26 protein-coding genes, 1 tRNA gene and 1 riboswitch are annotated in these 25144 nt (G+C 29.4%); of the genes, 24 read left to right on the top strand and 3 right to left on the bottom strand.

Annotated features, from left to right (window positions below; genetic code table 11):
• Nucleotides 1–88 precede the first annotated feature (88 nt).
• Nucleotides 89–1753 carry an FAD-dependent oxidoreductase gene (locus ACAG39_06325; protein ID MEZ0536855.1) on the top strand — a complete coding sequence of 555 codons (1665 nt, stop codon included), beginning with the start codon at nt 89–91 and terminating at the stop codon, nt 1751–1753.
• Nucleotides 1754–1755: 2 nt separating this feature from the next.
• Here the strand turns inward: ACAG39_06325 and ACAG39_06320 are convergent, their stop codons facing one another.
• Nucleotides 1756–2364, bottom strand: coding sequence for a DedA family protein (locus ACAG39_06320; GenBank protein MEZ0536854.1), 609 nt, complete (start codon nt 2362–2364; stop codon nt 1756–1758).
• Nucleotides 2365–2541: 177 nt separating this feature from the next.
• On the opposite strand from ACAG39_06320, the gene ACAG39_06315 reads away from it, so the two are divergent.
• From ACAG39_06315 to ACAG39_06270, 10 genes are all read left to right on the top strand, one after another.
• Nucleotides 2542–3486 carry a ribose-phosphate diphosphokinase gene (locus ACAG39_06315; GenBank protein MEZ0536853.1) on the top strand — a complete coding sequence of 315 codons (945 nt, stop codon included), beginning with the start codon at nt 2542–2544 and terminating at the stop codon, nt 3484–3486.
• 161 nt (nt 3487–3647) lie between these two features.
• Complete coding sequence (locus tag ACAG39_06310) at nt 3648–4646, top strand: G5 domain-containing protein (protein ID MEZ0536852.1); 999 nt, start codon at nt 3648–3650, stop codon at nt 4644–4646.
• 405 nt (nt 4647–5051) lie between these two features.
• Entirely contained in the window at nt 5052–5384 is a 333-nt protein-coding gene (locus ACAG39_06305; GenBank protein ID MEZ0536851.1) for a hypothetical protein, read from the top strand.
• A 103-nt stretch (nt 5385–5487) separates the two neighbouring features.
• Entirely contained in the window at nt 5488–6240 is a 753-nt protein-coding gene (locus ACAG39_06300; GenBank protein ID MEZ0536850.1) for a cytochrome c biogenesis CcdA family protein, read from the top strand.
• A gap of 59 nt (nt 6241–6299) precedes the next feature.
• Nucleotides 6300–6435, top strand: a riboswitch (cyclic di-AMP (ydaO/yuaA leader).
• Nucleotides 6436–6443: 8 nt separating this feature from the next.
• Nucleotides 6444–7271: a peptidoglycan-binding protein gene (locus tag ACAG39_06295; protein MEZ0536849.1), complete on the top strand. Its 828-nt coding sequence runs from the start codon at nt 6444–6446 to the stop codon at nt 7269–7271.
• Between the two features lie 214 nt (nt 7272–7485).
• Nucleotides 7486–8175, top strand: a complete 690-nt coding sequence (locus ACAG39_06290) for a response regulator (protein ID MEZ0536848.1) — start codon at nt 7486–7488, stop codon at nt 8173–8175.
• 1 nt (nt 8176) lies between these two features.
• Nucleotides 8177–9538, top strand: a complete 1362-nt coding sequence (locus ACAG39_06285; protein MEZ0536847.1) for a sensor histidine kinase — start codon at nt 8177–8179, stop codon at nt 9536–9538.
• A 178-nt stretch (nt 9539–9716) separates the two neighbouring features.
• Entirely contained in the window at nt 9717–10064 is a 348-nt protein-coding gene (locus ACAG39_06280) for a hypothetical protein (GenBank protein MEZ0536846.1), read from the top strand.
• A 66-nt stretch (nt 10065–10130) separates the two neighbouring features.
• Nucleotides 10131–10865: a PepSY domain-containing protein gene (locus tag ACAG39_06275; protein MEZ0536845.1), complete on the top strand. Its 735-nt coding sequence runs from the start codon at nt 10131–10133 to the stop codon at nt 10863–10865.
• Nucleotides 10866–10870: 5 nt separating this feature from the next.
• Entirely contained in the window at nt 10871–11107 is a 237-nt protein-coding gene (locus tag ACAG39_06270) for an SHOCT domain-containing protein (GenBank protein ID MEZ0536844.1), read from the top strand.
• A 77-nt stretch (nt 11108–11184) separates the two neighbouring features.
• Here ACAG39_06270 and ACAG39_06265 read toward each other — a convergent pair whose 3' ends face one another.
• The gene (locus tag ACAG39_06265; protein MEZ0536843.1) at nt 11185–11409 is read right to left on the bottom strand and encodes a hypothetical protein; all 225 of its coding nucleotides are present in this window, start codon (nt 11407–11409) and stop codon (nt 11185–11187) included.
• Nucleotides 11410–11581: 172 nt separating this feature from the next.
• Between ACAG39_06265 and ACAG39_06260 the strand changes: the two genes are divergently transcribed.
• The 13 genes from ACAG39_06260 (at nt 11582) to ACAG39_06200 (ending at nt 23142) form a co-directional block, all read left to right on the top strand.
• Entirely contained in the window at nt 11582–12565 is a 984-nt protein-coding gene (locus tag ACAG39_06260) for a zinc-dependent alcohol dehydrogenase family protein (protein MEZ0536842.1), read from the top strand.
• Between the two features lie 57 nt (nt 12566–12622).
• Nucleotides 12623–12715 (top strand) — tRNA-Ser (locus ACAG39_06255).
• Between the two features lie 330 nt (nt 12716–13045).
• Nucleotides 13046–13657, top strand: coding sequence for a TetR/AcrR family transcriptional regulator (locus tag ACAG39_06250; GenBank protein MEZ0536841.1), 612 nt, complete (start codon nt 13046–13048; stop codon nt 13655–13657).
• A gap of 18 nt (nt 13658–13675) precedes the next feature.
• Nucleotides 13676–14761 carry an HlyD family secretion protein gene (locus ACAG39_06245; protein ID MEZ0536840.1) on the top strand — a complete coding sequence of 362 codons (1086 nt, stop codon included), beginning with the start codon at nt 13676–13678 and terminating at the stop codon, nt 14759–14761.
• Nucleotides 14762–14773: 12 nt separating this feature from the next.
• Nucleotides 14774–15496: an ABC transporter ATP-binding protein gene (locus ACAG39_06240; GenBank protein MEZ0536839.1), complete on the top strand. Its 723-nt coding sequence runs from the start codon at nt 14774–14776 to the stop codon at nt 15494–15496.
• Nucleotides 15497–15519: 23 nt separating this feature from the next.
• Nucleotides 15520–16632, top strand: a complete 1113-nt coding sequence (locus tag ACAG39_06235) for an ABC transporter permease (GenBank protein MEZ0536838.1) — start codon at nt 15520–15522, stop codon at nt 16630–16632.
• 91 nt (nt 16633–16723) lie between these two features.
• Nucleotides 16724–17278, top strand: a complete 555-nt coding sequence (locus ACAG39_06230) for an ECF transporter S component (GenBank protein ID MEZ0536837.1) — start codon at nt 16724–16726, stop codon at nt 17276–17278.
• On the top strand, nt 17275–18027 hold the full coding sequence (locus ACAG39_06225; GenBank protein MEZ0536836.1) for a DUF6873 family GME fold protein: 753 nt from the start codon (nt 17275–17277) through the stop codon (nt 18025–18027). The genes ACAG39_06230 and ACAG39_06225 overlap by 4 nt, the downstream gene beginning before the upstream one ends.
• Before the next feature lie 77 nt (nt 18028–18104).
• Complete coding sequence (ytxC, locus tag ACAG39_06220) at nt 18105–19004, top strand: sporulation protein YtxC (protein ID MEZ0536835.1); 900 nt, start codon at nt 18105–18107, stop codon at nt 19002–19004.
• Nucleotides 19005–19095: 91 nt separating this feature from the next.
• On the top strand, nt 19096–19386 hold the full coding sequence (locus ACAG39_06215) for a YerC/YecD family TrpR-related protein (GenBank protein MEZ0536834.1): 291 nt from the start codon (nt 19096–19098) through the stop codon (nt 19384–19386).
• A gap of 45 nt (nt 19387–19431) precedes the next feature.
• The gene (locus ACAG39_06210) at nt 19432–20541 is read left to right on the top strand and encodes a class I SAM-dependent RNA methyltransferase (protein ID MEZ0536833.1); all 1110 of its coding nucleotides are present in this window, start codon (nt 19432–19434) and stop codon (nt 20539–20541) included.
• Between the two features lie 529 nt (nt 20542–21070).
• Nucleotides 21071–22891 (top strand): ABC transporter ATP-binding protein, encoded by a 1821-nt coding sequence (locus ACAG39_06205; protein ID MEZ0536832.1) that lies wholly within the window; start codon nt 21071–21073, stop codon nt 22889–22891.
• Nucleotides 22892–22896: 5 nt separating this feature from the next.
• Entirely contained in the window at nt 22897–23142 is a 246-nt protein-coding gene (locus ACAG39_06200; GenBank protein ID MEZ0536831.1) for a hypothetical protein, read from the top strand.
• 119 nt (nt 23143–23261) lie between these two features.
• Here the strand turns inward: ACAG39_06200 and ACAG39_06195 are convergent, their stop codons facing one another.
• A complete protein-coding gene (locus ACAG39_06195; protein MEZ0536830.1) occupies nt 23262–25124 on the bottom strand; it encodes a hypothetical protein in 1863 nt (620 codons plus the stop codon).
• Nucleotides 25125–25144: the final 20 nt, after the last annotated feature.

The following is a 25144-nucleotide window of genomic DNA, read 5'->3' as shown; positions in this document are numbered from 1 at the left end:
ATGAACATTATGTTAAAAAAAATTAAAAGTAATAATAACTTTGGGTATATTTATATATGTAAAGCTTTTTTAGAAAGGAGTTAATAAGTTGAAGTATGTAATAATTGGTGCTGTTGCAGGTGGAACAACAGCAGCAATGAAAATTAGAAGGAATGATGATAAAGCTGAAATTGTTGTCTATGAAAAAGACACTGATATATCATATTCTGGGTGTAGTCTTGCATATTATATTTCTGGTGTAATTAAGGATAGAAAGAGTATTGTTCCAAGGGATACAGAGTACTTTAAGAAATACAATGTTGACATTTTAACATTACATGAAGTAATAAAAATTTCACCACAGGAAAATAAAGTATATGTAAAAAATTTAACAACTAATGATGTTTTTGAAGATTATTATGACAAATTGATAATCGCTACAGGTGCTTCGCCTATTATACCTGATATAAAAGGTATAAATAAAGAAGGAATATTCAAGTTAAGAAATGTTCAAGATGCTGATAAAATAAAAAGTTTTATAGCTTCGGAAAAGCCATTACATGCTCTAATTGTAGGTGGTGGCTATATTGGACTTGAAATGGCAGAATCTTTTAAAACATTAGGAATGAGTGTAACTATAATTGAAAAGCAAGACTATATTGCTCCATCTCTTGATGATGATATGTCAAGACTTGTAGAAGAGTATCTCGAATCTTGTGGTATAAAAATATACAAAAAAGCTGAAATACTTGAATTTGAAGGTGAAAATGATAAAGTAAGATTTGCAGTTATAAATAATAATGAAAAGATTAGATCGGACATTGTTCTTATTTCAACAGGCATCAAACCTAACACAAAGCTTGCCAAGGAAGCTTCTATCAAAACGGGTATTAATGATGCTATTGAAGTAGATCAATATATGAGAACAAACATAGAGAATATTTATGCTGCAGGTGATTGTGCTGAAACATATTTTAAATTAAATGGTCAAAGTATATATATTCCACTAGGTTCCACAGCTAACAAAATGGGAAGGATTGCAGGTGAGAATGCTACTGGTGGAAATTTAAAATTTAATGGAATATTGGCTACTTCAATATTTAAGGTTTTTGATATGTCAGTAGCACAAACAGGTTATACTGAAAAAAAGGCAAAGCAAGAAGGGCTTGATATAGAAGTAGGACATATTTCAAAACATAACATAACACAAGCATATCCTGGTGCTGAAAGAATGACAATTAAGGCAATTGTAGAAAAAAACTCAAGAAAGATCATTGGTGCTCAAATAGTTGGTAAATTTGGTGTTGATAAGAGAATAGATGTATTAGCTACTGCAATTTATTCAGGTCTTACTGTTGATGATTTGTTCCAACTTGATTTAGCGTATGCTCCACCATTTTCATCGGCAAAGGACCCTATCCATTATGTAGGAATGGTGATGACAAACTTTATTGATCAAAAAAAGATTAACTGCACTCAAGAGAAGCTTTTACAAAGGATAAAAAATGGTGACAAGTTGTTTATTTTAGATGTAAGAACAAAAGAACAGTTTGATAAGAAGCATATAATAAATGCTATTAATATTCCTCTTGAAGAAATATATGAAAAATTAAATGATATTCCTAAAGATACAGACATTATTGTTTATTGCAATACTGGTGTTAGCTCTAATATTGTTCAAAATATATTACAAAATAATGGATTTAGAAAGGTAATAAACCTTTCTGGTGGGATATCCAATATTACTTTACCAGAATTGCTTCAGGAAGGGTAAGATTATACCCTTCTTTTCTTTTTTAATACAATTTTTATTAATACAAGCCAAAGTATAATTATAATACATAACAGTATTAATATAGCAACTACAAATAATTGTAGATTTTTATCATATAAGTATTTTCCAAATTTATATCCGTACATAAAAAAGTATATATAAAAGGTTGACCAGATAAGATTTCCAATTAATGCTGAAGTTATATAAGTAAGAAAGCTCATTTTTGTGACACCAGCTAAAAAGATGACTAATGTTCTAGGAATACCAATAATCCTTGCTACTGAGATTGTAAAAAAACCATATTTTGAAAAGAATTTTGATATATCAAATAGATATTCTTTTTTTATTTTAAATAGCCTTTCAAAAAAATTAATAATATTTTTGCTTCCAAAACCGAGTAGAAAATATATAATTATATTTCCTATTAGATTTGAAAGAGTAATTACCAAGATGAAAAACAATATAGAATATCTATTTGAGATAATAAACCCAACCGCACCTATAAATCCTACTTGTGTAGGAAATGGTGTCCCTAATCCTTCTATACAAAATATTAATGATATTGCCCAGATTCCATAATTAATAACAAGATTTTTTAGACAGTTAACCATATAAATCACTTTACTATTATTAATATAGAATCTATTATATTACATCTACTTAATTATTATAAGAAGTAAATATCTAATTCTAACAAAAAATAATTATATTTTTGTATCAATTGTAAAAGGAAATACTTTTATTAAAAAAGAAGTATTAAATAACTGTAAAATTAGGGGGCAAAACTTATGAAGAGATTAAGAATTTTTGCCTGTTCTACATCATATGATTTTTCTTTAGAAATCTGTAATGAACTTGGAACAGATTTAGGCAAAATGGAGATAATTAAATTTGATAATGATAATAAATTTATTAGAATACTTGAAACAGTTCGAGAAGATGATTGCTTTGTTATTCAAACATCTATGCCACCTGTTGATGAAAATCTGATGGAGCTTTTAATAGCAATTGATGCACTGAAACGTGCTTCTGCTGCAAGAGTAACAGCAGTTGTGCCTTATTATCCATATGTCCGTTCAGACAAAAAAGATCAACCAAGAGTACCAATAACAGCAAGATTGGTGGCTGATTTACTTACTGCAGCTGGTGCTGATAGAATTCTTACATGTGATTTACATTCGGCTCAAATACAAGGATTCTTCAAAATTCCTGTTGATCATCTTACAGCTATAAATTTATTGTGCGAATATCTCACACATAAAAAGATACCTAATTTAGTTGTAGTTGCTACTGATGCTGGTAGTTCAAAAAAGGCTTATAGATATGCAAAAATGCTTCATGCACCAATTGCTATGTTAGACAAAAGAAGATTAGGAAATGATCAAGAGGTAGAGATAGAGCATGTAATTGGAGATGTTGAAGGTAAAAATATAGTTATTTTTGACGATGAGATAGATAGAGCAAGTTCTGTGAAACAAGCTATTGAGATACTAATAAAATATAATATAAAGGATATATATGTTGGATGCACTCATCCTGTTTTATCTGGTCCTGCAATTGAAAGGCTTAGAAATCTCCCAATAAAAGAAATAATTACCACTAATACAATACCTCTAAAAAATGAAAAAAAGCTTGACAATATGACAATCCTATCAATTGCTCCTCTTTTTGCTCAAGCTATTAAAAGAATACACACAGGACAATCAATAGGTAAACTATTAGGCGAAACTTAATAAAATTATGTATAATTTTTGTCTAATATGTATAGAATTTTATATGTAAAAATAATAATACTCAAATTTACTGAAAAATCTGCTGATTTGACAAAATAAATTTTTTTTAATAAAATACCTAAGAAGATAAAAAAATATTACCAAAATATAGGAGGTTGAATATGGAAAGATTTCGGAGCTTCCTCATAACCTCTGTGCTCGTTTTGATTGTATCAATATTGCTTGGCTCGGTTACTGCTAAGGCTATTGTCAAAGAAGTTAGTCTTACATTAGATGGAAAAACATACTTTTATTCAACAATAAAGAGTGACGTTAAAGGTTTTTTGGAAGAGAAAAATATCAGTTTATCAAATGATGACTATATAAATGTTTCATTAAATGACCCAATAAAAGAAAATATGTCTATATTAATCAAAAGAGCATTTGATGTAAAGGTTATTGATAATCAAAATAGCCAGATAATAAAAATGACAAGTGGTGTAGTAGAGGATGCCCTTAAAAAAGCAGGTATAAAACTTGAAACTAACGACAAAGTAAATTTACCTTTGTCAGAAACATTAAAGCCTAATTTAATTATTAAGATTACTCGTATTAATCAAAAAATTATTTCTGAAGAATCCAAAATACCGTTTAGTGTTGAGAAAAGATTAAATTACAGAATGGAATTTGGTAAAGAAATGGTTGTTCAAGAAGGAAAAGAAGGTGTATTGAAAAAAACTTATCAAATAACTTATGAGAATAATAAAGAAGTTTCAAAGAAATTTTTGAAAAGTGAGATTGTAAAAAAGCCTATTTCCAAGATAGTGGAAGTAGGAACAATTAGGTGGTTTAAAACTTCAAGAGGTGAAGTTGTCAGATACAGAAAGGTTTACAGTATGATTGCGACAGCATATGAGTTATCACCTAATGATACAGGTAAAAGCCCGAGCCATCCAGATTACGCAAAAACAGCGACAGGGCACAGAGTTCAAAGAGGTGTTGTCGCAGTAGACCCAAGGGTTATTCCTCTTGGAACAAGACTTTATGTAGAAGGATATGGATTTGCAAGAGCATTAGATACCGGCTCTGCAATAAAAGGAAATAGAATTGATGTTTTTGTTGAAAAAAATGCAGAACAGTATGGAAGACGACGTGTAAATGTATATATTCTTGCTGACTAAAAAAGTCCCAGATTATTCTGGGACTTTTTTTAATGTGTGCTTATTATTAATTTTTTTCGATGCTTTCTCCACAGGTTCTTCAAATTTATTTGTTAATATAAAAATATGATTTCGAGCTGCCTATTTTTTGAGAAATTGAAGAATTCCGCAATGAAAGGAGAATTGGAAGTGATCAAAGCTAAAAATCTAGAGAGTAAAATTACAATATTACTTTGTAAGAAAATCCAGTGATAAATATGATTTGATATTTTTATCCCTTGTTATGATAAATACTTCTCAGGGGATGGCCTATTGTTGGACCAAATACAAAAGCCTTCAAGCTGGTGTTTAAGAATATTGGTGGTGTCAATGAGAGAGAAAATGTATATGAAATAGATAGACTAAAATAGTGAGGGGGAGAAATATATGAACTATAATGAAAAAAATAATCAAGAACAATGTAAACATGAAGAATTGCACAAAGGTCATGGCAGGCATATGTTGTTGATGGTATTGTGTTGTGCCATACCCATTGTATTGCTTTTGCTACTACCTATCTTGCGAGTTAACAGTCCTGCAATAAAAAACATTCTATCATTTGGAGTATTGTTGCTTTGCCCGCTGATGCATTTTCTAATGATGTTTATAATGCATCGCAATGATAAAGGAAGAAACCAACAAGGACTCAATTCATACAAAAATCAGGATGAAAATAATTTGTTTGTTGGCCAGCTTGAGGATGGAAATGAGGAGAATTAATTGGGACAATATTAATAGCTATATTAATATTTTATTTTATCAGATAATGAAGTGGATTTTTTAGATTGTAAAGTATAGCCCAGAAAAGAAGGGATGCATTTATATGGCTACATCTATTTTTATTATGGCTTTTTTTGCTGGATTGATTTCTTTTTTATCACCCTGCATTATACCGATGATTACAGTGTATTTCAGTCTGATTACTGGTATGTCTGTGGATGAACTAAAAAAAGTCAATAAAAACAATGCTATAAGATTAAAGATAATCATTAATACACTATTATTTATTGCTGCATTTACCATTGTATTTTCGGCTGCAGGTGCTGCTTCGGGTAAGATTTTGGGTTTTATAAAAGAAAATACTGTCATATTCAATACTGTTGGTGGAATCACTGTGATTTTTCTAGCACTTAAATTATTTGGTCTGTTTAAAGCAATTTCCTTCAGAATAAAATTATTGGAAGATCTATTTGACAAGTTTAAAGTGAATGCTTCAGCTAGTTACATCACCACCTTTGTGGTTGGATTGTTTTTTGCAATTGCTTGTTCACATTGCATAGGTCCTTTATTGTATTCTATGCTGATATTCGCAGGAAACATGGGTACTTCATACGCAGGAATGGTAGTAATGTTCTTTTTTTCAATGGGGCTTGCAATACCATATCTTTTGATTGGAATAGCATATGGAAAATCAATTGGCGTGATAAAGAAAATTTTGAAATACCATATGGTTATATCATATATAGTAGGGGCGATACTTTTGTTGTTTGGAATTTTACTGCTTTTTAACAGGATTACTTTAGTAACTGAGTTATTTTATAAATTCATTCCTTTCAAGAGTACTATAGGAATGTAGAGAAGGACAAGCAATGAAAGTTTTACTTTGTATTTGAGTTTTAAAATCATTTATGTTATATACTAAAACTGCTGAATTCTTGATAAATCAAGAAGCGGGGGATTAAATTTTTTGAGGTGAAGCCTTTATGGCGGGGTATTATCTCTTTTATCCTAACCTGTCAACTAACCTCGTAAGCATTAAAAGAGAGGAGAGTCATTTTGTTGCGGAGGGAAAAACTGTATGCAAAATTATTATTATTTTTGTTTATAATATTATACATACAAATCAGTTATGTCTACGCAAAAGGCATGGTTTTGAAAAAGGGGATGGAAAGTAAGGAAGTCAAGATGTTACAACTTAAGCTAAAGAGTTTAGGATATTTTAAGTATACACCTACTGGATATTTTGGTAGTAGTACAGAATCTGCAGTGAAGAATTTTCAAAAGCTCAACAATTTAGTTGCAGATGGTGTTGCAGGAAGCCAGACACTTTGGAAAATAAATGAATTGATAAAAAGAACTTTAACTGTTTCTAGGGGAGGAGTTTCCCGTGGGGGTATGCAGCGAAAAAATGATATTGTTCTTTTACCGTGGTTTGAAAAGGTAAGTAAAATCTTTAGAATAGGTGACATTGCTAAAGTAATCGATTTGGATACAGGCATGAGTGTAATGGTGAGAAGGACTTTCGGTACAAACCATGCTGATGTTGAAACAGTAACGGCTGAAGATACTGCTATATTAAAGAAAATTGCAGGTGGGGAATGGAACTGGAAGAGAAGAGCTGTAATTGTAGAGATTGATGGATATAAACTAGCAGCGTCCATAACAGCCATGCCACATGCCGGAAGGGATGATAAGCCTGCAGGTATAATTGTTGAAAACCGTAGCGGAGGTTATGGGAAAGGCGAAAATCTGGATGCAATAAAAGGTAATAAAATGGATGGACATTTTGATATTCATTTTTTAAACAGCAGAACTCATGGCACCAATAGAGTAGATGAGGAGCATCAGCAAATGGTGAAAAAGGCCTATCAATCCGATAAACAATAATTTTTAAATTCCTGACTTATGGTAATTGGTGTTGCTTATTATAGTTATTATTCCTAAATTCAATTTGATTTATGGAATGTGAACAAAGAGGAAGCATTATTATGAATCTCAAGGTAAGATATCCTTTATAAAGGGTATAAATATATTACACTGATATTATAAAATAATTTCTATTGTTGTATATAGTTTATGAAACAAAAAGGGGAAACAAAGTATGAATGAGAAAATACTGGTTGTTGATGATGAAATTAATATTCTGCAAGTAGTAAAGGATTACCTTGTCCTTGAATCCTATGAGGTTTATACTGCAGATCGTGGTAATAAAGCCATTGAACTCTTTCATGAGGTGCAACCCGATTTTGTTATTTTAGATTTAATGCTTCCGGATATATCTGGTGAAGAAATATGCAAACTGATCAGAAAGGAATCAGATGTGCCTATTTTGATGCTTACTGCAAAGAGCAGTGAAGAGGATAAGGTTACTGGGTTATACATCGGGGCAGATGATTATCTGACAAAACCCTTTAGTCCGAGGGAGCTTGTAGGTAGAGTGAGAGCTATTCTAAGAAGAACTAAAGGTAATTCGATGATATCCGATGTTTTAGAGTTCAATGATGGTGATTTGTATATAGATATTCCTAGCCATACTGTCAAAAAAGCAGGGAAAATTATCAATTTGACACCTAATGAGTTTAAGATACTATTGACTCTTGCACAAAATCCGCAAAAGGTGTTTACAAGAAGTCAGCTTATAAGTCTTGCTCTAGGTTACGATTTTGAAGGTTATGACCGTACTGTTGATACACATATTAAAAATCTGCGGCAAAAAATTGAGGATGATATCAAGGAACCTAAATATATTGTAACAGTATACGGTATCGGGTATAAGTTTGAGGGTGTATAGGATGATTAAAATAAGTAGACAATTATGTAAATATTTCGTTTTTGTAACTATGATATCTATTGCATTTGTAACAATTATTTCAAATATCAGCATAAATCTCTTCTTTTCCCAATATATCAAAGAAACCAGAAGTAAAGACGATTTGAAGGTTGTTCAATATGTCGAACAGGTATATAGTGATAACAATCGACTAGATTCACAGTCACTTATGAACATTATGCATTATGCATTTAGCGAATCTGTTACAATACGGTTAAAAGATATGCAGAATAATATCATTTGGAGTAGTAATACCTCTAATAATATGTATGGTATGATGATGGGTAATGATGTCAATGCTAATAATCTTACTTTCAGAAGCTACCCTTTCAGATATAAAGGTAGTCAGATTGGAACCATTGATATTGGACGACCTAAAAGCATTATTTCATCCCTTGAGGATAAGCAGTTTTTGAGTACAATCAATACTGTTTTTGCTGTGGCTTTTCTTTTTTCTGTAATAATTGCTATTTTATCAAGTACACATATTTCAAGAAAATTTCTGCAGCCTATTTACCTAATAAAAGAAAATGCTAAATTGATTGAGTATGGAGAATATAAAAAACTAAATGAAGTTAGAACGAATACTTTTGAATTGCACGACTTATCAGTGTCGATAAAAGAACTTGCTGAAAAGCTGGAATACCAGGATTCATTAAGAAAAAGGCTGACTTCAGATATTGCTCATGAATTGAGAACCCCACTTGCTACCATTCAGAGTCATATCGAAGCTTTTATGGATGGTGTATGGGAACCAAATCCTGAAAAGCTTTCTATTATCCATGATGAGATAACCAGGTTAACTAAACTGATTAAAGACCTTTCTGACCTTTCCATTATGGAAAGTGATGAAATCAAACTCAATAAAAAAGAGGTTAACCTGTCTATACTGCTTAACAGCGTTGTGGAAAGTTTCGAGCCGCTGTTTATAAGCAAAAACATTCATCTTCAAAAAGATATTCAGAATGATATAAAACTATCAGGCGATGCAGACCGCTTAAATCAAGTTTTTGTCAATATATTATCCAACGCATATAAATACACAAATGAAAATGGGAAAATATTAGTTAGCTTGAAACAAATGAAAGATGTAATAAAGGTTATTGTTGAGGATACCGGAATTGGCATTCCTAAGGAAGATATTAAGCACGTATTTGAAAGATTTTACAGAAGTGACCTATCAAGAAACCGTGGAACAGGAGGAACAGGAATTGGACTTACCATTGCTAGAGCACTTGTTGAAGCACATGGTGGAAGAATAAGGATTGAAAGTGAAGAGGGAAAGGGAACAAAAGTAATTATTGAATTTATGAGTCTTTCGTAAATTTGCCATTATAATGGAAAATTAATTGAGTTAATAATAAAATCTTTTGTGTTAAAACTTACATTTTTCTTCAAAAATAATTTCTAAAATCTCCATAACTTCTTCATATTTTCTCCATTAGTTCTCCTTTTTTATTTATTAAAATGAAATTAAGAAATAATTAATGGAGGTTTTTATTATGAAGAGAAAAATCATGATTATCCTAGCAGTAGCGATAGCGATTACTTCAATAAGTGCATTTGTTGTATTTGCAAAAGATAACCGGGAACAAGGAGATAAAAGTGCTATAAGGTCCATGTTTGATGCCATGAGAAGTTGGATCCAACAGGCACAGGATAATGGTAAAATTACAAAGGAAGAGACTAATGAATGGAATAAACATTTAAATGATATGGAAAAATATCATGAAAAGAATGGTTTTGAAGGACATTGTGGTGGTACAAACAATAGAGAAGGAGAAAATCAGAGTTACATGCCTGGATATGGCAGTGATATGATGGCAAACTTTTCAGGTAACAGCTTTTAGGAATACAACCATGAAAACGAATTGGGCACAGATAATCAGAAAAATTATATGAAAGAAGGTGATGAAATGAAAAGAAACAGGTTGTTATGGACTATTGTTCTTATAGTTTCTGTAATTATGCTTATAGGTTATTCTATCTGGATTACAGAGGTAATAAAGACTGGAAGCAACAGTTTTGGGTATTATGGTGCAAGAATGATGAATGGATGGTTTAATGGATATGTACAGAGAATCGAAGGGAAAGATAAGCTTTCAGTAAATCAAATTACTGAAAATGTTAATAGGTACTTGCAAAATAATTATGGAAGCAATATGAAGATTTCAGATATTTTTTTATATAAAGACAGTGATTACTACGTATCAGTTGTTGAGAGCGACACAGGAAAAGGGGCTATTGAGCTGCTTGTTAATCCATATACAGGGTATATTTATCCGGAATATGGCCCAAATATGATGTGGAATGAGAAATATGGAATGCATGGTAATGGACGGTTCGGCATGATGGGAATGATGCGGTCGATATACAAGGGAAGTTATTACAATAGGAATGATACCAAAGATATAAGCCGCAACCAGGCGTTAGAGATTGCCGATAATTATGTGAAGAAGACATTTGGCAATGATTATTCAGTACCAGGAGAGGTACATGAATTTTACGGTTATTATACCATTCATATAAATAAAGGAAATAAACCTGCAGGCATGCTAAGCGTTAATTACCATACAGGTGATATTTGGTATCATACCTGGCATGGTCAGCTTGAAAAAGTTATATCTTTTGATGAAAAGAAAGGAGAATGATTATAATGATGGGATATGGATATGGAATGATGGCTTTTGGATGGATTTTGATGTTAATACCGCTTGCACTCATCGGTTTAATTATCTATGCAGCTATAAGATTGGCAAACAGTGGAATCAGAAAAAATGAAGAAAAATATGGAGAAACAAACCGTGCTTTGGAATTACTGAATCAGAAGTTTGCAAATGGTGAAATAAGTGAGGAAGAGTATAAGAGGAAGAAGGACTTGCTAAGACAATAAAAATATCAGTTTTATAAACATTGTGATATACAAGTTGAAAATAATCTTATGATAAATTTTATTGATTTTATATTTGTTCAAAATGAATGGTTGATGTATATTGCTTTTACAAAAAGAACACCTAATGGTATATGTTTACTTTTAGGTGTTCTTTTTATATGTCTAACATGGGCATATACATTTGTTATTGTCAATATAAGTTCATTAAAATCATTTATATTACTTTGATTTAACCCTATTGCTATTGCAAGATAAGTTTTCTCTGTCGCTAATGGTCCTATGAAGGTCAAATTTTTATTCATACAAATAAAATTCACAGGGTTGAAAAGTTTTATATAAATCTTTTATTTATTAATGGCTGATAGTAGTGAAAGAAGGTAAATAAAAAAATTATTCAACTTCTACTAGATTGGTAGAAATTAAATTATAAATTTTATAAAATATATGTGAGTAATAAATTTGGGGGATTGGTTAATGAAAGCAGCAGTTTTTTATGGGAAGAAGGAAATTAGAATTGAAGATGTTTCTGTTAGAGACTTAAATGATGGAGAAGTTCTTATAAAGGTAATGAGTTGTGGAATATGTGGAACTGATGTGCATATATACAATGGTGAAAAAGGTTCAGCAGAAGTAACTCCACCAATTATATTAGGACATGAGTATGCTGGTGTAGTTGTTAAATCAAAAAGCAGTTATTTTAAAGAAGGGGATAAGGTTGCAATAGACCCTAATATTAATTGTGGTGTTTGTAAATTTTGTCAAAAAGGACAGATTCATCTTTGTGAAAATTTAAAAGCATTAGGTGTGAACCTAAATGGTGGCTTTGCTGAATACTGTATTGTTCCAGAAAAACAGGCTTATAAATTCGAAAATATCTCATTTGAAGAAGCAGCTTTAGTTGAACCTTTAGCATGTTCATTACATGGCATTGAAAAAATAGAACCCAAGCCATATGAAAAGGCTTTAATAATAGGCCTTGGACCTATTGGTCTTATTATGCTTGAACTTCTAAAATCATTTGGGTTTAAAAGTATTAGTGGAGTAGAGGTTGATAATTTTAGGTTTGATGTTGCAACAAAGCAAGGGGCTAAAGTTTATAAGCCTGAGGAACTAAATAAAGAAGAAACTTATGATATAGTTATCGAATGTGCAGGCAATAAAAAGAGTATAGAATTAGCTTTTGATAAGGTTGAAAGAGGAGGAAAAGTATTACTATTTAGTGTAGCACCACCAAATCTTTTTGTTGAGGTAAATCCATTTGAATTGTTCAAAAAAGATGTTAACATATATACTTCCTTTGTAAATCCGTTTACACACTCAAAGGCATTAAGCCTATTAGAAAGTGGCAGCTTAAATTTAAGCTATATTGTATCACATAAAATCGGATTAGAAGAGCTAAAATGGTATTTAGAAAACAAAGCTCAAAATCAGCTCAAGTGCATTGTAAGTTTCCAATAATCTTAATATATTTACTATTTACAAAGTTTCTGCTATTATATTATTTGTGATTTTATTGGAGAGATGGCCGAGAGGTTTAAGGCACACGACTCGAAATCGTGCGTACCCCCAAAAGGGGTACCGTGGGTTCAAATCCCACTCTCTCCGCCAATTTTATTAAATTTAAGTAACATGATTTTTACTATTGAAATAACAAATCATTCAATGCTTTTGCAATGAAAATAGACAGAGAGGATTGGCATGAACCACACCCCATCACATACAAATCAAAATACGTCAACCAGCAAACAGTAATCATAAACTTATAGAACATAGACCATTACTTTATATAATTACCTCAAACATGTTCACATCCAAACCCTAAAAAACTCTTCTCATACTATTTTATTAATTTTTTTGATATATATTGATAACAATCATTAAATAGCATATAATAAAGGTAAGTAAGTACTCACTTAATATATGGAGGTGGGATTGTAATTGAGAAAAAGCGAGGCTACTCGAGAAAAAATATATAATGCTGCTATTAAACTTATTTCAACCAATGGATATTACTCAACAACTACACTAATGATTGCAAATGAAGCAGGAGTTTCTGAGGCAACTATTTTTAAATACTTCAAGAATAAGGAAGATCTTTTAAAAGAGGTTTTTCGGAAATCAATTAAGGAGCTTTTACAAAATGTAGCTATTAAGCCTATAATAGAAAACTTTGAAAAAAGTAAAGAATTACCTTTAGAGCAATTTATAAAATCTGTGATTTTTGAAAGGCTTGAAATGGCAGAAAAAAATAGTGAGATTCTTAAAATGTTGATGATCGAGGTCCAATACAACAAAGAGCTTTTGAAAATGTTACAGTCTGAACTTTTACCAATGCTTTGCAACCTTATATATAATATTGAAAAAACTTTGATATTGAAGTGCAATATTTCAAAACAAAAAGCTAAAGGGATTACAAGAATAATTATAGGGTTTTTAGTATCAATTGTTATCCAAAAATACCTCTTGCAACTTGATATACCAGAAGAAAATATACAAAAAGAATTTGAATATGTATATGAGATTATCAATTCATCATTATCATCTAAATGATTTTTGGAGGGATTTATTATGAAAGCTGAAAGGTTATTTTTATTTTCATCAATATTAATTTTACTTTTTTCATTATCAGCATGTAGTAAACAAGAGAAAAAACAAGTATATTCATCAACTGTTGAAATGAAAAGTATTGATATAAATTCTGAGGTAGCAGGTAGAATAGTTGAGTTTATACCAGAAGAAGGAAGTAAAATAAAAAAAGGGGATATAATAGCACGTATTGACCCATCAGTTTATGAGATTCAAAAAGAGATTGCTCAAATAAACTATAATAATGCAAAGATTTTACTAAATATTGCCAAAGTAAATGTTGATATATCCAATCTTAAATATAAAAGTGTAACAAGAAGCCCAGAACAAGAGCAGCTCAATCAGATTGAAGAAAATATCTCTCAATTGGAGGCTGTAAAAGAAGGAATCAAAGAAAATATTTCTATTCTTGAAGATAAGGTAAAACAGCTCAATAATCTATCAAAACAATCCCCAGATTATCAGCAAAAGCTTGACGAGGCAAAAATACAACTTAATTCCTTAAAGGCTCAATATCAATCAACCATTCATCAAATAAATTCGTTAAATCAAAACTTGCAGTTAATTAAAAAAGGGATAAAAAGCGAAGAAAAATCAATATCAAATCTTTCAACAAAAATTGCTGAGTACAATTTAAATCAAGCAGAGCAAGGATTGAAATTAGCTGAAGAGAATCTTAAAATGTCAAATTTAAACTTAGAAAAGACATTTATTAGGTCCCCATTTGATGGATATCTTCTTGTAAAAGGTGTTGAAGTAGGACAGTTTGTTGGGGTTGGAACATATATATCAACAATTGGTACAGATGAGTACTATGCAAAGGTATATCTTCCATCTAGTGAGCTTAGCAAAGTGAAGATTGGGAAAGAAGTAGAAATAAGCTCTGATACCGTTAATGAGAAGATTTTAGGAAAGGTAACATATATTGCAAATATTGGCGAATTTACACCACGTAATATAGAGACAAAGGAAGATAAACAAAAGGTTGTTTTTATGGTAAAGATAAAGATTATAAAAAATCAGCAATATGTTAAGCCTGGAATGATAGTTGACGTTACCATCTATTAGGAGGTTTAAACTATGGAGGAAGCTATAAAGGTTAAAGGGCTTATAAAGAAATTTGGCAATTTTACAGCAGTTAATAATATCACATTCTCTGTTCCTAAAGGTTCTATTTTTGCTCTTTTAGGACCAAACGGTTCAGGTAAAACTACAACTATAAAGATACTATGCGGAGTTTTATCACCAACTTCTGGAGAGGTTGAGGTGCTTGGGATAGATGTTTTAAAAAAAGCTGAAGAAGTAAAGAAAAATATTGGCTATGTATCACAAAAGTTTAGTTTGTATGAGGATTTAACAGTTGATGAAAATCTCGATTTTTATGGTTCAGTCTATGGATTAAAAAATAATGAACTAAAAGAAAAAAAGAAAGAGCTAATTAAATTTTCTAACCTTGAAGGCAGAGAAAAATCACTTGTCTCAACATTATCTGGTGGTATGAAACAACGTCTTGCATTTGCTTGTGCTGTTATGCATAAACCAAAACTACTTATATTAGATGAACCTACTGCTGGTGTTGATCCAATTTCAAGAAAGATTTATTGGGATATTATAAAGGAGTTTGCGTCTTTAGGTGTTACAATTTTAGTTACTACTCACTATATGGATGAAGCTGAGAAATGCGATTTAGTAGCCTTTATTTTTAACGGGGTTTTGAAAGTTATTGACACACCGGAGGAGCTTAAAAAAGAATATCAGTCAAGTAACTTAGAAGAGGTTTTTGTAAAGGTATTTTCGGCATGAAAAATATAGGTGGTGAATATTTTATGAGTTTATTTTCATTTAATAGATTTAAAGCAATTGTAAAAAAGGAGTTCATTCAAATAAAGAGAGACAAAGCAAGCTTTGGATTAGCCTTTGTAGCTCCAATATTAATGCTTTTACTCTTTGGATATGCTGTGAAAACTGAAGTGGATAACGTAAAGATTGGCATTTTAGATTTAGATAAGACTATTGAAAGCAGGGAATTAATAAAAAAGTTAGAAAACACCAAATACTTCTATCCATCAAAATATGCACAAAACTTCAAAGAATTAGATAATTGGATTGATAAAGGTGATATTAAAGCACAGCTAATAATACCTTCTGGATTTTCTAAAAAAATAAAATCTAATAAAAAGCCGCAGATTTTTTTTGTAGTTGATGGAACTGATCCAACAGTTGCAAGAACAATGTTTTCAGGAGGAATACTAACCCTTCAAAGCTATACACAAAAGTTATCACCTGAAAAAATGCTGCCTGTTGATGTAAGGACAAAAGTTATGTACAATCCATCAATGAAGAGTGAGCTTTTTACCATACCTGGACTTATTGGACTAATTATGCAGAATATTACAATCATTTTAACAGCATTTGCAATAGTTCGAGAAAGAGAAAAAGGAACTATTGAGCAGCTTGTTGTTACACCGATAACATCTGTGGAATTAATACTTGGCAAATTAGTTCCTTATACAATACTTGGAATAGGAGATTTTCTAATTGCACTTATATTCGGTACCATGTGGTTCAATGTCAAGATAAAAGGTAGCTTAGTATTATTGCTGTTAATGGGTATTGGTTTTGTTATATGTGCATTATCCATTGGAATTCTAATTTCATCAATTTCAAAAAACCAACTTCAAGCAATGCAGCTATCGTTATTATTTATTTTACCAAGTGTATTGTTATCAGGCTTCATGTTTCCAAGAGAAGCAATGCCTTTCATAATACAATTTATTGGTAATTTTATTCCTCTAACTTATTTACTTGTCATTTTGCGTGGTATAATTTTAAAAGGTGTTGGGATATATTTTTTGTGGGATGAAATGTTAGCCTTGTTTATTTTGGGGGCAATATTATTAATTGCCTCAATGAAAAGATTTAATAAGAAATTAGACTAAGTGTATCGATACACTTAGTCTTTTTTATATTTATTTCTTCAAGCAGTTTTTATAAAATAATATAAAAAATATTTTTACGGGGGATATTTATATGCAGAATAATAAAACTAGGTTTTTAGTTTTTTCAGCATTATTTATTGCATTAACCTTTGTTGTAACTTACACAATTAAGATACCTTTACTTTCAGGTTATTTTAATTTAGGTGATGTTATTATAATGTTAGGAGCAATTATTTTTGGAAAAAATTTAGGTTTTATAGCAGGCTCGTTTGGTTCTGCCTTAGCTGATATACTCTCTGGTTATACAGTTTATGCTCCACTTACTTTCATAATTAAAGGCCTTGAAGGTTATCTATGTGGCTATATTGCAAATTATAAACAAGAAAAATTCGATAATAAAAAGATAATAATAGGAACTTTTGCTGCTGGTATATTAATGGCATTAGGTTATTTTTTAGCAGAGGCATTTATTTTAAAATCATTGTCTTCAGCACTAAATGTCAATAGAGATATACAGTTTGGTATAAAAGTGGCAACAGTAAATCTCCCATTTAATTTACTTCAGGGTTTACTTTCTGGTTTAGTTTCAAGTATAATAGGTATAGCACTAAAGAATAATCCAGCCATAAAGAAGGTTAAAATATGAACTTTGTTAAGTTTCCGCATTCACCTAGTAGCAAAGTCAAGTATGTTTTGATTGATGAAAGAGCTTATAATAAAACATTTTATGTATTAGAAGAGAATAATATAACACCAATTATAGTAAATAAATCTCAGGATGTGCATGAATCTATCTCGTCACATCCTGATATTTTTTATTTTCCATTCCAAGATGATATAATAATAACAGCACCGAATGCCCCAAAAAAAACAACACAAAAACTAATTGATATTGGAGTTAATATTATATTTGGAAACAAGGCTTTACAAAGTAAATATCCTAACGATTGTGCATATAATATAGCAAGAATTAATGATTATATAATCCATAATTTAGAAATTACTGATAAAATTGTTTTGGAATATATTAAAAAGGTTAATCTTAAAACAATTAGTGTAAATCAAGGGTATACAAAATGTTCTATATTAATAATCGAAAAAAATGCTATAATAACTTCTGATAAAGGAATTGCCAAAAAAACTTTAAATAATGGAATAGATACACTTTTAATAAAACCTGGATTTATTGAATTATTTAACTTGAATTATGGATTTATTGGCGGATGTGCAGGCTTTATTGATAAGGACTTACTTTTATTTAATGGTGATATATCAAAACATCCAGATTTTCAAGAAATAAAAATGTTTTTAAAAAAATACAAGAAAGATTTGGTATATACGCCAAATTATAAATTGCAGGATATAGGTTCAATAATACCTGTCATACAGGACTAGAAAAAAACACATGCTTAAAAAATTTTTTTTAGGGTAAATTTATATTAACCCACACTCAAAAAAGGAAGTGGGGAATTATGTTAGTATTAAGTTTTGGGGTTGAAGAGCAACCACAATATATTTATGATAAATTAAATAGATATCTAAATGAACAAAAGCGTAAGGTTGGCAATGTAGTTATTAATCTTCAAGAACAGGGTGATATCACATTTTTCAGTATCAATATTGATGATTCAACTGTGTTAAACAATCTTGACAAATTTTCTTATGAAAAGATTAAGTACTGCATTGCTTCTGCTATATGCAGCCTTATAGTTGACTGGACTAAAGAAAGGTTCATTCAAAAAACAATAGAAGAAAACTACTATTTCCTTGATGATATTGAAAAACAGAAAATTAAAGAGCTAAGCATAAGCAAATTTAATCAACTAATAGATAACCAGAGCTTTTCAAAGATAAAATATACAATTATTAAAAAGATTTTAGAATTCCTGGATAATAACTATCAGCTTAATTTTGAAGGATTTATAACCTTTAGACTGAAAGAGTATACAAAAGAGGTAATAAATCTCATTGATTACTCAGCAAATAATTATTTTTTAGAAAGAGAGTATTATGAGTTTATAAACCTTTTAAAGTATTTTCTAAATATCCAAGATTCAAAAGAGGATTTAGTGCATATTGTTCCCTTAAATAATCGTTATGCTATTTTAAATCAACAGTATAATGAGGTGCAAGATGAGGTTTATAATCTACTTCAGAAAAACTTTAAGCTAAATCTTACTACTGAAGATATTCTGATTAGTAGAATAATTTCAATATCACCGAAAAAAGTAATTTTTCATTCAATAGATAATAACCCTAAACACACAGAAATAATCAACTTGGTTAAACTGATTTTTGAAGAAAGGCTTTCAGTATGTTACGGCTGCGAAATATGCAAAAACATGGAAAAGCAAAATGAGGGGAAGATCTAATCTTCCCCTTAATATTGCTTATATTTACTTCAATTAATTATATTGATATAATTTTAAATAAAAGAAGTAATATAAGGTGGAAAGATTTAACATGAACTCAAAATTAAAAAACGAGATGTGTGACCATTTATTCGAAGCTATTTTAAACCTTAAAACAATAGAAGAATGCTATAACTTTTTTGAAGACCTATGCACAATTAAAGAGATACAAGAGATGTCCCAAAGATTTGAAGTAGCAAGGATGCTTTATGAGAATGCTAAATATAATGATATAACTAAAAAAACTGGAGCATCTCCAGCAACTATTAGTAGAGTTAATAGAGCACTAAATTATGGTGCTGATGGCTATAAAGTTATTTTATCAAGAATGTTAAATAAATGATAGGATTAAAATATAAATATAAAAATATAAATGGATGTGTTATAAATGATTAAAATTGCTGTTACAAGTTCTTTTGGTATAGAGTCAATAGTCTCAGAAGAGCTTAAAAACTTAGGATACCAAAATCTAAAAATTGATAACGGAAGGGTTTTATTTGAAGGGGATTACTTTGATGTTTGTAGAGCAAATATACATCTTAGAACAGCTGATAGAGTGTTAATAATAATAAAACAGTTTAAAGCAACAACATTTGACCAGCTTTTTGATGGTGTTTATGAAATTGAATGGCAAGATATACTACCTCAAGATGCTAATATATATGTAACAGGCAGGTCAGTAAAATCAACTCTATTTAGCATTAGAGACTGTCAAGCTATTACTAAAAAAGCTATAATTGAAAAACTCAAAAAAAGATACAATAAGAATTGGTTTGAAGAATCAGGTGCTAAATACCCAATTGAAATAGCTTTGAATAATGATATAGCAACAATTACATTGGATACCTCAGGTAGCTCACTTCATAAACGTGGGTATAGAAAGTATATAGGTGATGCACCAATAAAAGAAACATTGGCCTCTGCTATGGTTTTATTAAGTAGATGGAGGACAAGTTCTGAAACACTATGGGATCCATTTTGTGGCTCAGGCACAATAGCTATTGAAGCAGCTTTATATGCAAAAAATATTGCTCCAGGGCTTAACAAGAATTTTATTTCAGAAAATTGGGGATTGATTGATGAGAAGCTATGGAAAGAAGCAAGAATTAAGGCTTTGCAAATGGTAAAGCCAAATGAAAAATTTGAGATACTTGCAAGCGACATAGATAGCGAGGTTTTAAAAGCAGCACATAACAATGCTAAATTAGCAGGTGTAGATAAGGATATAAGGATATTTAAAGAAGATGCAACAAAGATAAAGAAATCAAGTGAAAAGGGAATAATAGTATGCAATCCACCATACGGTGAAAGAATTAGCCAAAGTGATTTATTTCAGCTTTATAAGGCATTCGGTAAGAATCTCAAAGAATTCATTAACTGGCGATTTTTTATATTGAGTGCATTTGAAGACTTTGAAAAAGCCTTTGGAAGAAAAGCTGATAGAAATAGAAAGCTTTTTAATGGTAACATAAAGTCTTATTTGTATTTTTATTTTTAATAATTTATTTGAGAGTTTACAAATAATTGAAACTCTCTTTTTTATTTTACAAATATCTGCTGCATTTCTTATGTTTTATTTGATAACAAAAATTTAAAACATTGAGAAAACAAAAGAAAAACAGAGCAAATTAAAGATAAAATAATAATTATATAGGAAGGTCTAAAAAAATGAAAAAAAAAGAAAAATAAGAATTGACACAAAAAAAATGATTTAATAGAATTAACCTGATAAATGGAAATAAAGTAATATATATTATTTAAAAGATATATTTAATAAATCAATATTTATAATACACTTATAAGACTATATAGGTTATGCTCTAAAAGGAAGAGGAATATTTACTATACCCAAATTATAATAGCGTTAGCCTAATCTCCATATAGGATACAACAGAATAGTAAGTATATCATGTTTCGATCTAATTAAAAGATGCATAAATTAATAATGTTATATTTTTCATAAATATAATTTCTATATGATAATAGTTTAGATGTGATAGTGTTTGATATAAGAGGGTTGATGTTTCATGAAAAATATAGATAACTTTATAAAACCGCTATTAAAAGATGTCCCAAAATCATTATCAAATAATTTTTATTTGCTTAAAATTGTATGGGGTTTTAGCAAATCATATTTTATACTATATTCTGTTCTTACAATTACAGATGGATTATTTCCATTAATCGGATTATATTTCCCTAAAATAGTATTAGATTCAATACAAAAAGGGAAGAATTTCAATACTATTTGTTATTTAGTTTTTGCTTATTTTTTAATAACTATTAGTTATAATACATTTTCTTATATTCTAAGAGGTAACTTTTTACAAATAAAATCTGATATGCTTTTTAATTACTTTTCATTAATGATAAAAAAGAAAGTTGCTAATTTGGATTTACAATATTTAGAAGATCCTAAAATATGGGATAGTTTAGAAAAAGCAACTAAAATATCACAAGGTGGGGCAACAAAAATTGTAAATGCAATTTTCAACTCTGTATCTCAAGCAATTACTATTGCATCAATTATTATAATTTTATCACGATTAAATTTTTTTATAGTTTTATTAGCAATAATTGTTGTAATTTTAAATGCATTATTAAATAATAGAAGTAAGCGTATTGAAATAAAAACGTATGAGAACTTAGCACCATTAAGAAGAAAATTAAGCTATTATATGAATTTATTTCAAGATTCAAAATATGCAAAAGAGTTAAGGTTGTTCAACATTTCTTCATGGATAGAAAATAAAATAAATATAATTTTTAAAAAGTTAGAAAAAGAAAACAAATCGTTTTATCTAAATATGCATATAAATTATTTAATATCAAATATTGCTTCCTTAATTCAAGATATAATATGTTATCTATTATTAGGCTATCAAGTCATTATTAAGAAAATTACTTTTGGAGATTTTGTTTTATTTTTCAATGCCATAAGTCGTTTTACAGAATCATTAAATGGAATTGCATGGAATTATATTGAGGTTAAGTCAACTGGAGAATATGTTCAATACTTTAGAGATTTTCTTTCAATTGAAAATAAGATTCAAAAAGAAGATAAAAAGATGCTATCGAAGAAAATTGAAGGTATTAACAATTTTGTTATTAAATTTATAAATGTAACATTTGCATATCCTGGAGCTGAAAGAATTCTTTTTAAGAATCTTAATATTGAAATAGAATCAAATAAAAAGTATGTGATAGTTGGTCCAAATGGAGCAGGTAAAACCACTTTTGTTAAGTTATTAACTAGATTATACGATCCACAAAGCGGAATAATTGCATATAATGGAATCGATATAAAAGACATAAATTATACTGATTATAGGAAATTATTTAGTGTAGTATTTCAAGATTATCAAAGCTATGCTGCTAGTATAAAGGAAAATGTAACTTTATCAGAAGACAATATAAATGATGATGCTGTATTAAAAATATTAGCTAATGTTGGTTTAGGAGAGAAAATAAAAACATTAGAAAAAGGAATATATACACAGCTTTATAAGATATTTGATGAAAAAGGGATTGAGTTATCAGGCGGAGAATTACAAAAATTAGCAATAGCTCGAGCTTTTTTTAAAGATACCCCAATAATAATATTAGATGAGCCATCAAGTGCATTAGATCCATATGCAGAATATGAACTATTTAGACAATTTTCAAAACTTACTGAAGGTAAGACAGCAGTATTTATTTCTCATAGATTATCAAGTGTAAAATTTGCTGACTACGTAATATTTATTAAAGAGGGAGAGATTGTAGCCTTTGGTACACATGAGCAGTTAATGGAAGAATGTAATGAATATAATGAAATGTATTCTTTGCAAGCACAGTATTATAGGTGATGAAAATGTTTATATATAAAATATTTGATACATATTTTAAAAGTAATATAGCTTTGCCATTAAACCCTGTAACGAATGTATTTGAACATAAAGATGAGGTAAATATTATATTTAGAAAGTATTATGTGAACGATAATAATAATATAATTATAAATTACGATAATAATAAAGCAGATATATTGTTGGCAAACCTTGCTATATATAATATTAATTTAGAATATGAAGAAATTCGAGGGTGTCTCAAAAGATAATTGAACACCCTCTTTTGTTTTACATATTTTCAGTATTTAGTATTTATCTACTATATAAAGCACGAAATATAAAAGAATAATATGTTTTGGGTTAGCCTCTTTAAGTTAACTTAAAAATCTTATTTATCCTTCTTTTGGTAATTTGATATATTATCTTTTACCCATTTGATATTTACCTTTGACAAATCTACAATGTTCTCAATATTAATACTCTTAAATGCCTTATCAAATTCGCTTTCTAATGAATTGGTCCAATACATAACTGGTGCATTTAGATCTATTGTATAGAAGTATTTGCCTGTACCTATAAAATATTGAGTTCTATTGAATAATGCATTAAAGTCAAAATCTCTTTGCATATTTTCTGAAGCTACCTCTTGAACCTTTTTAATATTATATCTTGTGGATACTTTGTACATATTTAATCCTCTTGTTGAGAATTTTTCAACTGTTATATCAATCAATTTATTTTTATAGTTATTATCTTCAGTCAATGGTTGTAAATAATTTTTGATTCTATTTTCAAATGAATCCATACTTAAAAAGCAGCTTATATTAAGTGTTGTATTGTTTACATTATATAATGTTAAATTTTCAAAATCTGATACAGAGTAATCTACAAATTGTTTAAATTCATAATAATACCCCATACCACCATAATAATATTGATTTGTTCTCCAATCCTTAGAAAGCTGCATTTCAAATGGGTATTTTTTGAATTTTATCTTTTGTGTTGTATTTTTAATACTTAAATCTCCAGGCCATATAATTGTTCCTAAATATTTACTTTTTTGATTTATTGGTTTAAATGAGGATAAAATCCTTTCATATTGTGCTTTATTTTTATCATATTTTGATTTGAGTACATAAAGCCTTACAAGGTATTTTGTATTATTTGATTCAACTAATAACCTTTTTTCTACAAATTTCTTATTTGCACTTTGCTGAATTGTGGCTTCTATAAGCTTACTTGTTGAATTTGCAATATTAAAATCACTTATCTTTTCAACTTTATATAGTAATGAATTATATTTTTTATAACTTTCTTTTTCACTTTCAAGCCATGAATCAAAATTACCTTTATTTGTTGAAATAACTGATACAGTAAGGTATTCATCCAAAACATTCATTATTTGTTGTGGTTGAATAGCAACTGAATCCTTTGCTTCGTTATTTATTGAAGTATCAGTCTTACCCATTTCTTCATCGCTATATAATGGAGCAAATGATTGTGTAGATGAATTATATTCAAAATTATACATATCAGTAGTTCGCCAATAAGGTGGAAGGTCAATCTGCCAACCATAACTTGTATTCTTCTGAACTCTCCAATTTGTAACATTATCAGCTAAATCTTTGATATTTGGATTTTTAGAATCAAAATTCATTTCAAAAGAATCTGCGATTTTATAAAGAAGATTTGGATGTTCTCTATAGAATTTTAAATCCATATTAATCATAACCCTATATATATAGTTATACTTTTTATTAGTACTTAAATATATTCTTGTTAAAGTAAATTGTCCTGTGCTTTCTTCTTCATCAACATATACATAAAAAGAATCTGTATATACATTAGTTGTCTCAATATACTGTTGATTTAATTTATCCTTTCCTTTAATAAGTGAATATAGTTTATTTGAACCATAGTACCCACTTAATAAATCTTTGCCATAGAGAATTATTTCATCTAATGAAGAATAATTAAATGTATTTAATATTGAATCAATTGAAATGTTAGCTTTATAACTATTGCTGCTCATAGAAAAATATGTGCCTTTTGGATCTTTATTTATATAAGCATCTTGAGGCATGTATATTGACCAGTTATATACACTGTTACCAACCTTATTTTTATTTACATCATCTTTTGAAAATACAGAGTAAAAATCAATTACACCGTCATCATCCTGTGCAAATGATGCTGCAAAGGAAAATAAAACAACAAATATTATAAATAATGATAATACTCTTTTTTTCATATATCTCATCTCCTTACCAT

Source organism: Caldicellulosiruptoraceae bacterium PP1 (genome assembly GCA_041320695.1).
In the GTDB taxonomy this organism is placed as follows: domain Bacteria; phylum Bacillota; class Thermoanaerobacteria; order Caldicellulosiruptorales; family Caldicellulosiruptoraceae; genus JBGGOQ01.
Note: the sequence above shows the minus strand (reverse complement) of the source record. Positions and strands in the feature narration are given on the sequence as shown.

What these genes read in the sequence shown, in the direction of transcription:
- ACAG39_06320 (MEZ0536854.1), bottom strand. Translation starts at nt 2,364, where the DNA reads ATGGTTAACTGTCTAAAAAATCTTGTTATTAATTATGGAATCTGGGCA.
- ACAG39_06315 (MEZ0536853.1), top strand. Translation starts at nt 2,542, where the DNA reads ATGAAGAGATTAAGAATTTTTGCCTGTTCTACATCATATGATTTTTCT.
- ACAG39_06310 (MEZ0536852.1), top strand. Translation starts at nt 3,648, where the DNA reads ATGGAAAGATTTCGGAGCTTCCTCATAACCTCTGTGCTCGTTTTGATT.
- ACAG39_06305 (MEZ0536851.1), top strand. Translation starts at nt 5,052, where the DNA reads ATGAACTATAATGAAAAAAATAATCAAGAACAATGTAAACATGAAGAA.
- ACAG39_06300 (MEZ0536850.1), top strand. Translation starts at nt 5,488, where the DNA reads ATGGCTACATCTATTTTTATTATGGCTTTTTTTGCTGGATTGATTTCT.
- ACAG39_06290 (MEZ0536848.1), top strand. Translation starts at nt 7,486, where the DNA reads ATGAATGAGAAAATACTGGTTGTTGATGATGAAATTAATATTCTGCAA.
- ACAG39_06285 (MEZ0536847.1), top strand. Translation starts at nt 8,177, where the DNA reads ATGATTAAAATAAGTAGACAATTATGTAAATATTTCGTTTTTGTAACT.
- ACAG39_06280 (MEZ0536846.1), top strand. Translation starts at nt 9,717, where the DNA reads ATGAAGAGAAAAATCATGATTATCCTAGCAGTAGCGATAGCGATTACT.
- ACAG39_06275 (MEZ0536845.1), top strand. Translation starts at nt 10,131, where the DNA reads ATGAAAAGAAACAGGTTGTTATGGACTATTGTTCTTATAGTTTCTGTA.
- ACAG39_06270 (MEZ0536844.1), top strand. Translation starts at nt 10,871, where the DNA reads ATGATGGGATATGGATATGGAATGATGGCTTTTGGATGGATTTTGATG.
- ACAG39_06265 (MEZ0536843.1), bottom strand. Translation starts at nt 11,409, where the DNA reads ATGAATAAAAATTTGACCTTCATAGGACCATTAGCGACAGAGAAAACT.
- ACAG39_06260 (MEZ0536842.1), top strand. Translation starts at nt 11,582, where the DNA reads ATGAAAGCAGCAGTTTTTTATGGGAAGAAGGAAATTAGAATTGAAGAT.
- ACAG39_06245 (MEZ0536840.1), top strand. Translation starts at nt 13,676, where the DNA reads ATGAAAGCTGAAAGGTTATTTTTATTTTCATCAATATTAATTTTACTT.
- ACAG39_06240 (MEZ0536839.1), top strand. Translation starts at nt 14,774, where the DNA reads ATGGAGGAAGCTATAAAGGTTAAAGGGCTTATAAAGAAATTTGGCAAT.
- ACAG39_06235 (MEZ0536838.1), top strand. Translation starts at nt 15,520, where the DNA reads ATGAGTTTATTTTCATTTAATAGATTTAAAGCAATTGTAAAAAAGGAG.
- ACAG39_06230 (MEZ0536837.1), top strand. Translation starts at nt 16,724, where the DNA reads ATGCAGAATAATAAAACTAGGTTTTTAGTTTTTTCAGCATTATTTATT.
- ACAG39_06225 (MEZ0536836.1), top strand. Translation starts at nt 17,275, where the DNA reads ATGAACTTTGTTAAGTTTCCGCATTCACCTAGTAGCAAAGTCAAGTAT.
- ytxC (MEZ0536835.1), top strand. Translation starts at nt 18,105, where the DNA reads ATGTTAGTATTAAGTTTTGGGGTTGAAGAGCAACCACAATATATTTAT.
- ACAG39_06215 (MEZ0536834.1), top strand. Translation starts at nt 19,096, where the DNA reads ATGAACTCAAAATTAAAAAACGAGATGTGTGACCATTTATTCGAAGCT.
- ACAG39_06210 (MEZ0536833.1), top strand. Translation starts at nt 19,432, where the DNA reads ATGATTAAAATTGCTGTTACAAGTTCTTTTGGTATAGAGTCAATAGTC.
- ACAG39_06205 (MEZ0536832.1), top strand. Translation starts at nt 21,071, where the DNA reads ATGAAAAATATAGATAACTTTATAAAACCGCTATTAAAAGATGTCCCA.
- ACAG39_06200 (MEZ0536831.1), top strand. Translation starts at nt 22,897, where the DNA reads ATGTTTATATATAAAATATTTGATACATATTTTAAAAGTAATATAGCT.
- ACAG39_06195 (MEZ0536830.1), bottom strand. Translation starts at nt 25,124, where the DNA reads ATGAAAAAAAGAGTATTATCATTATTTATAATATTTGTTGTTTTATTT.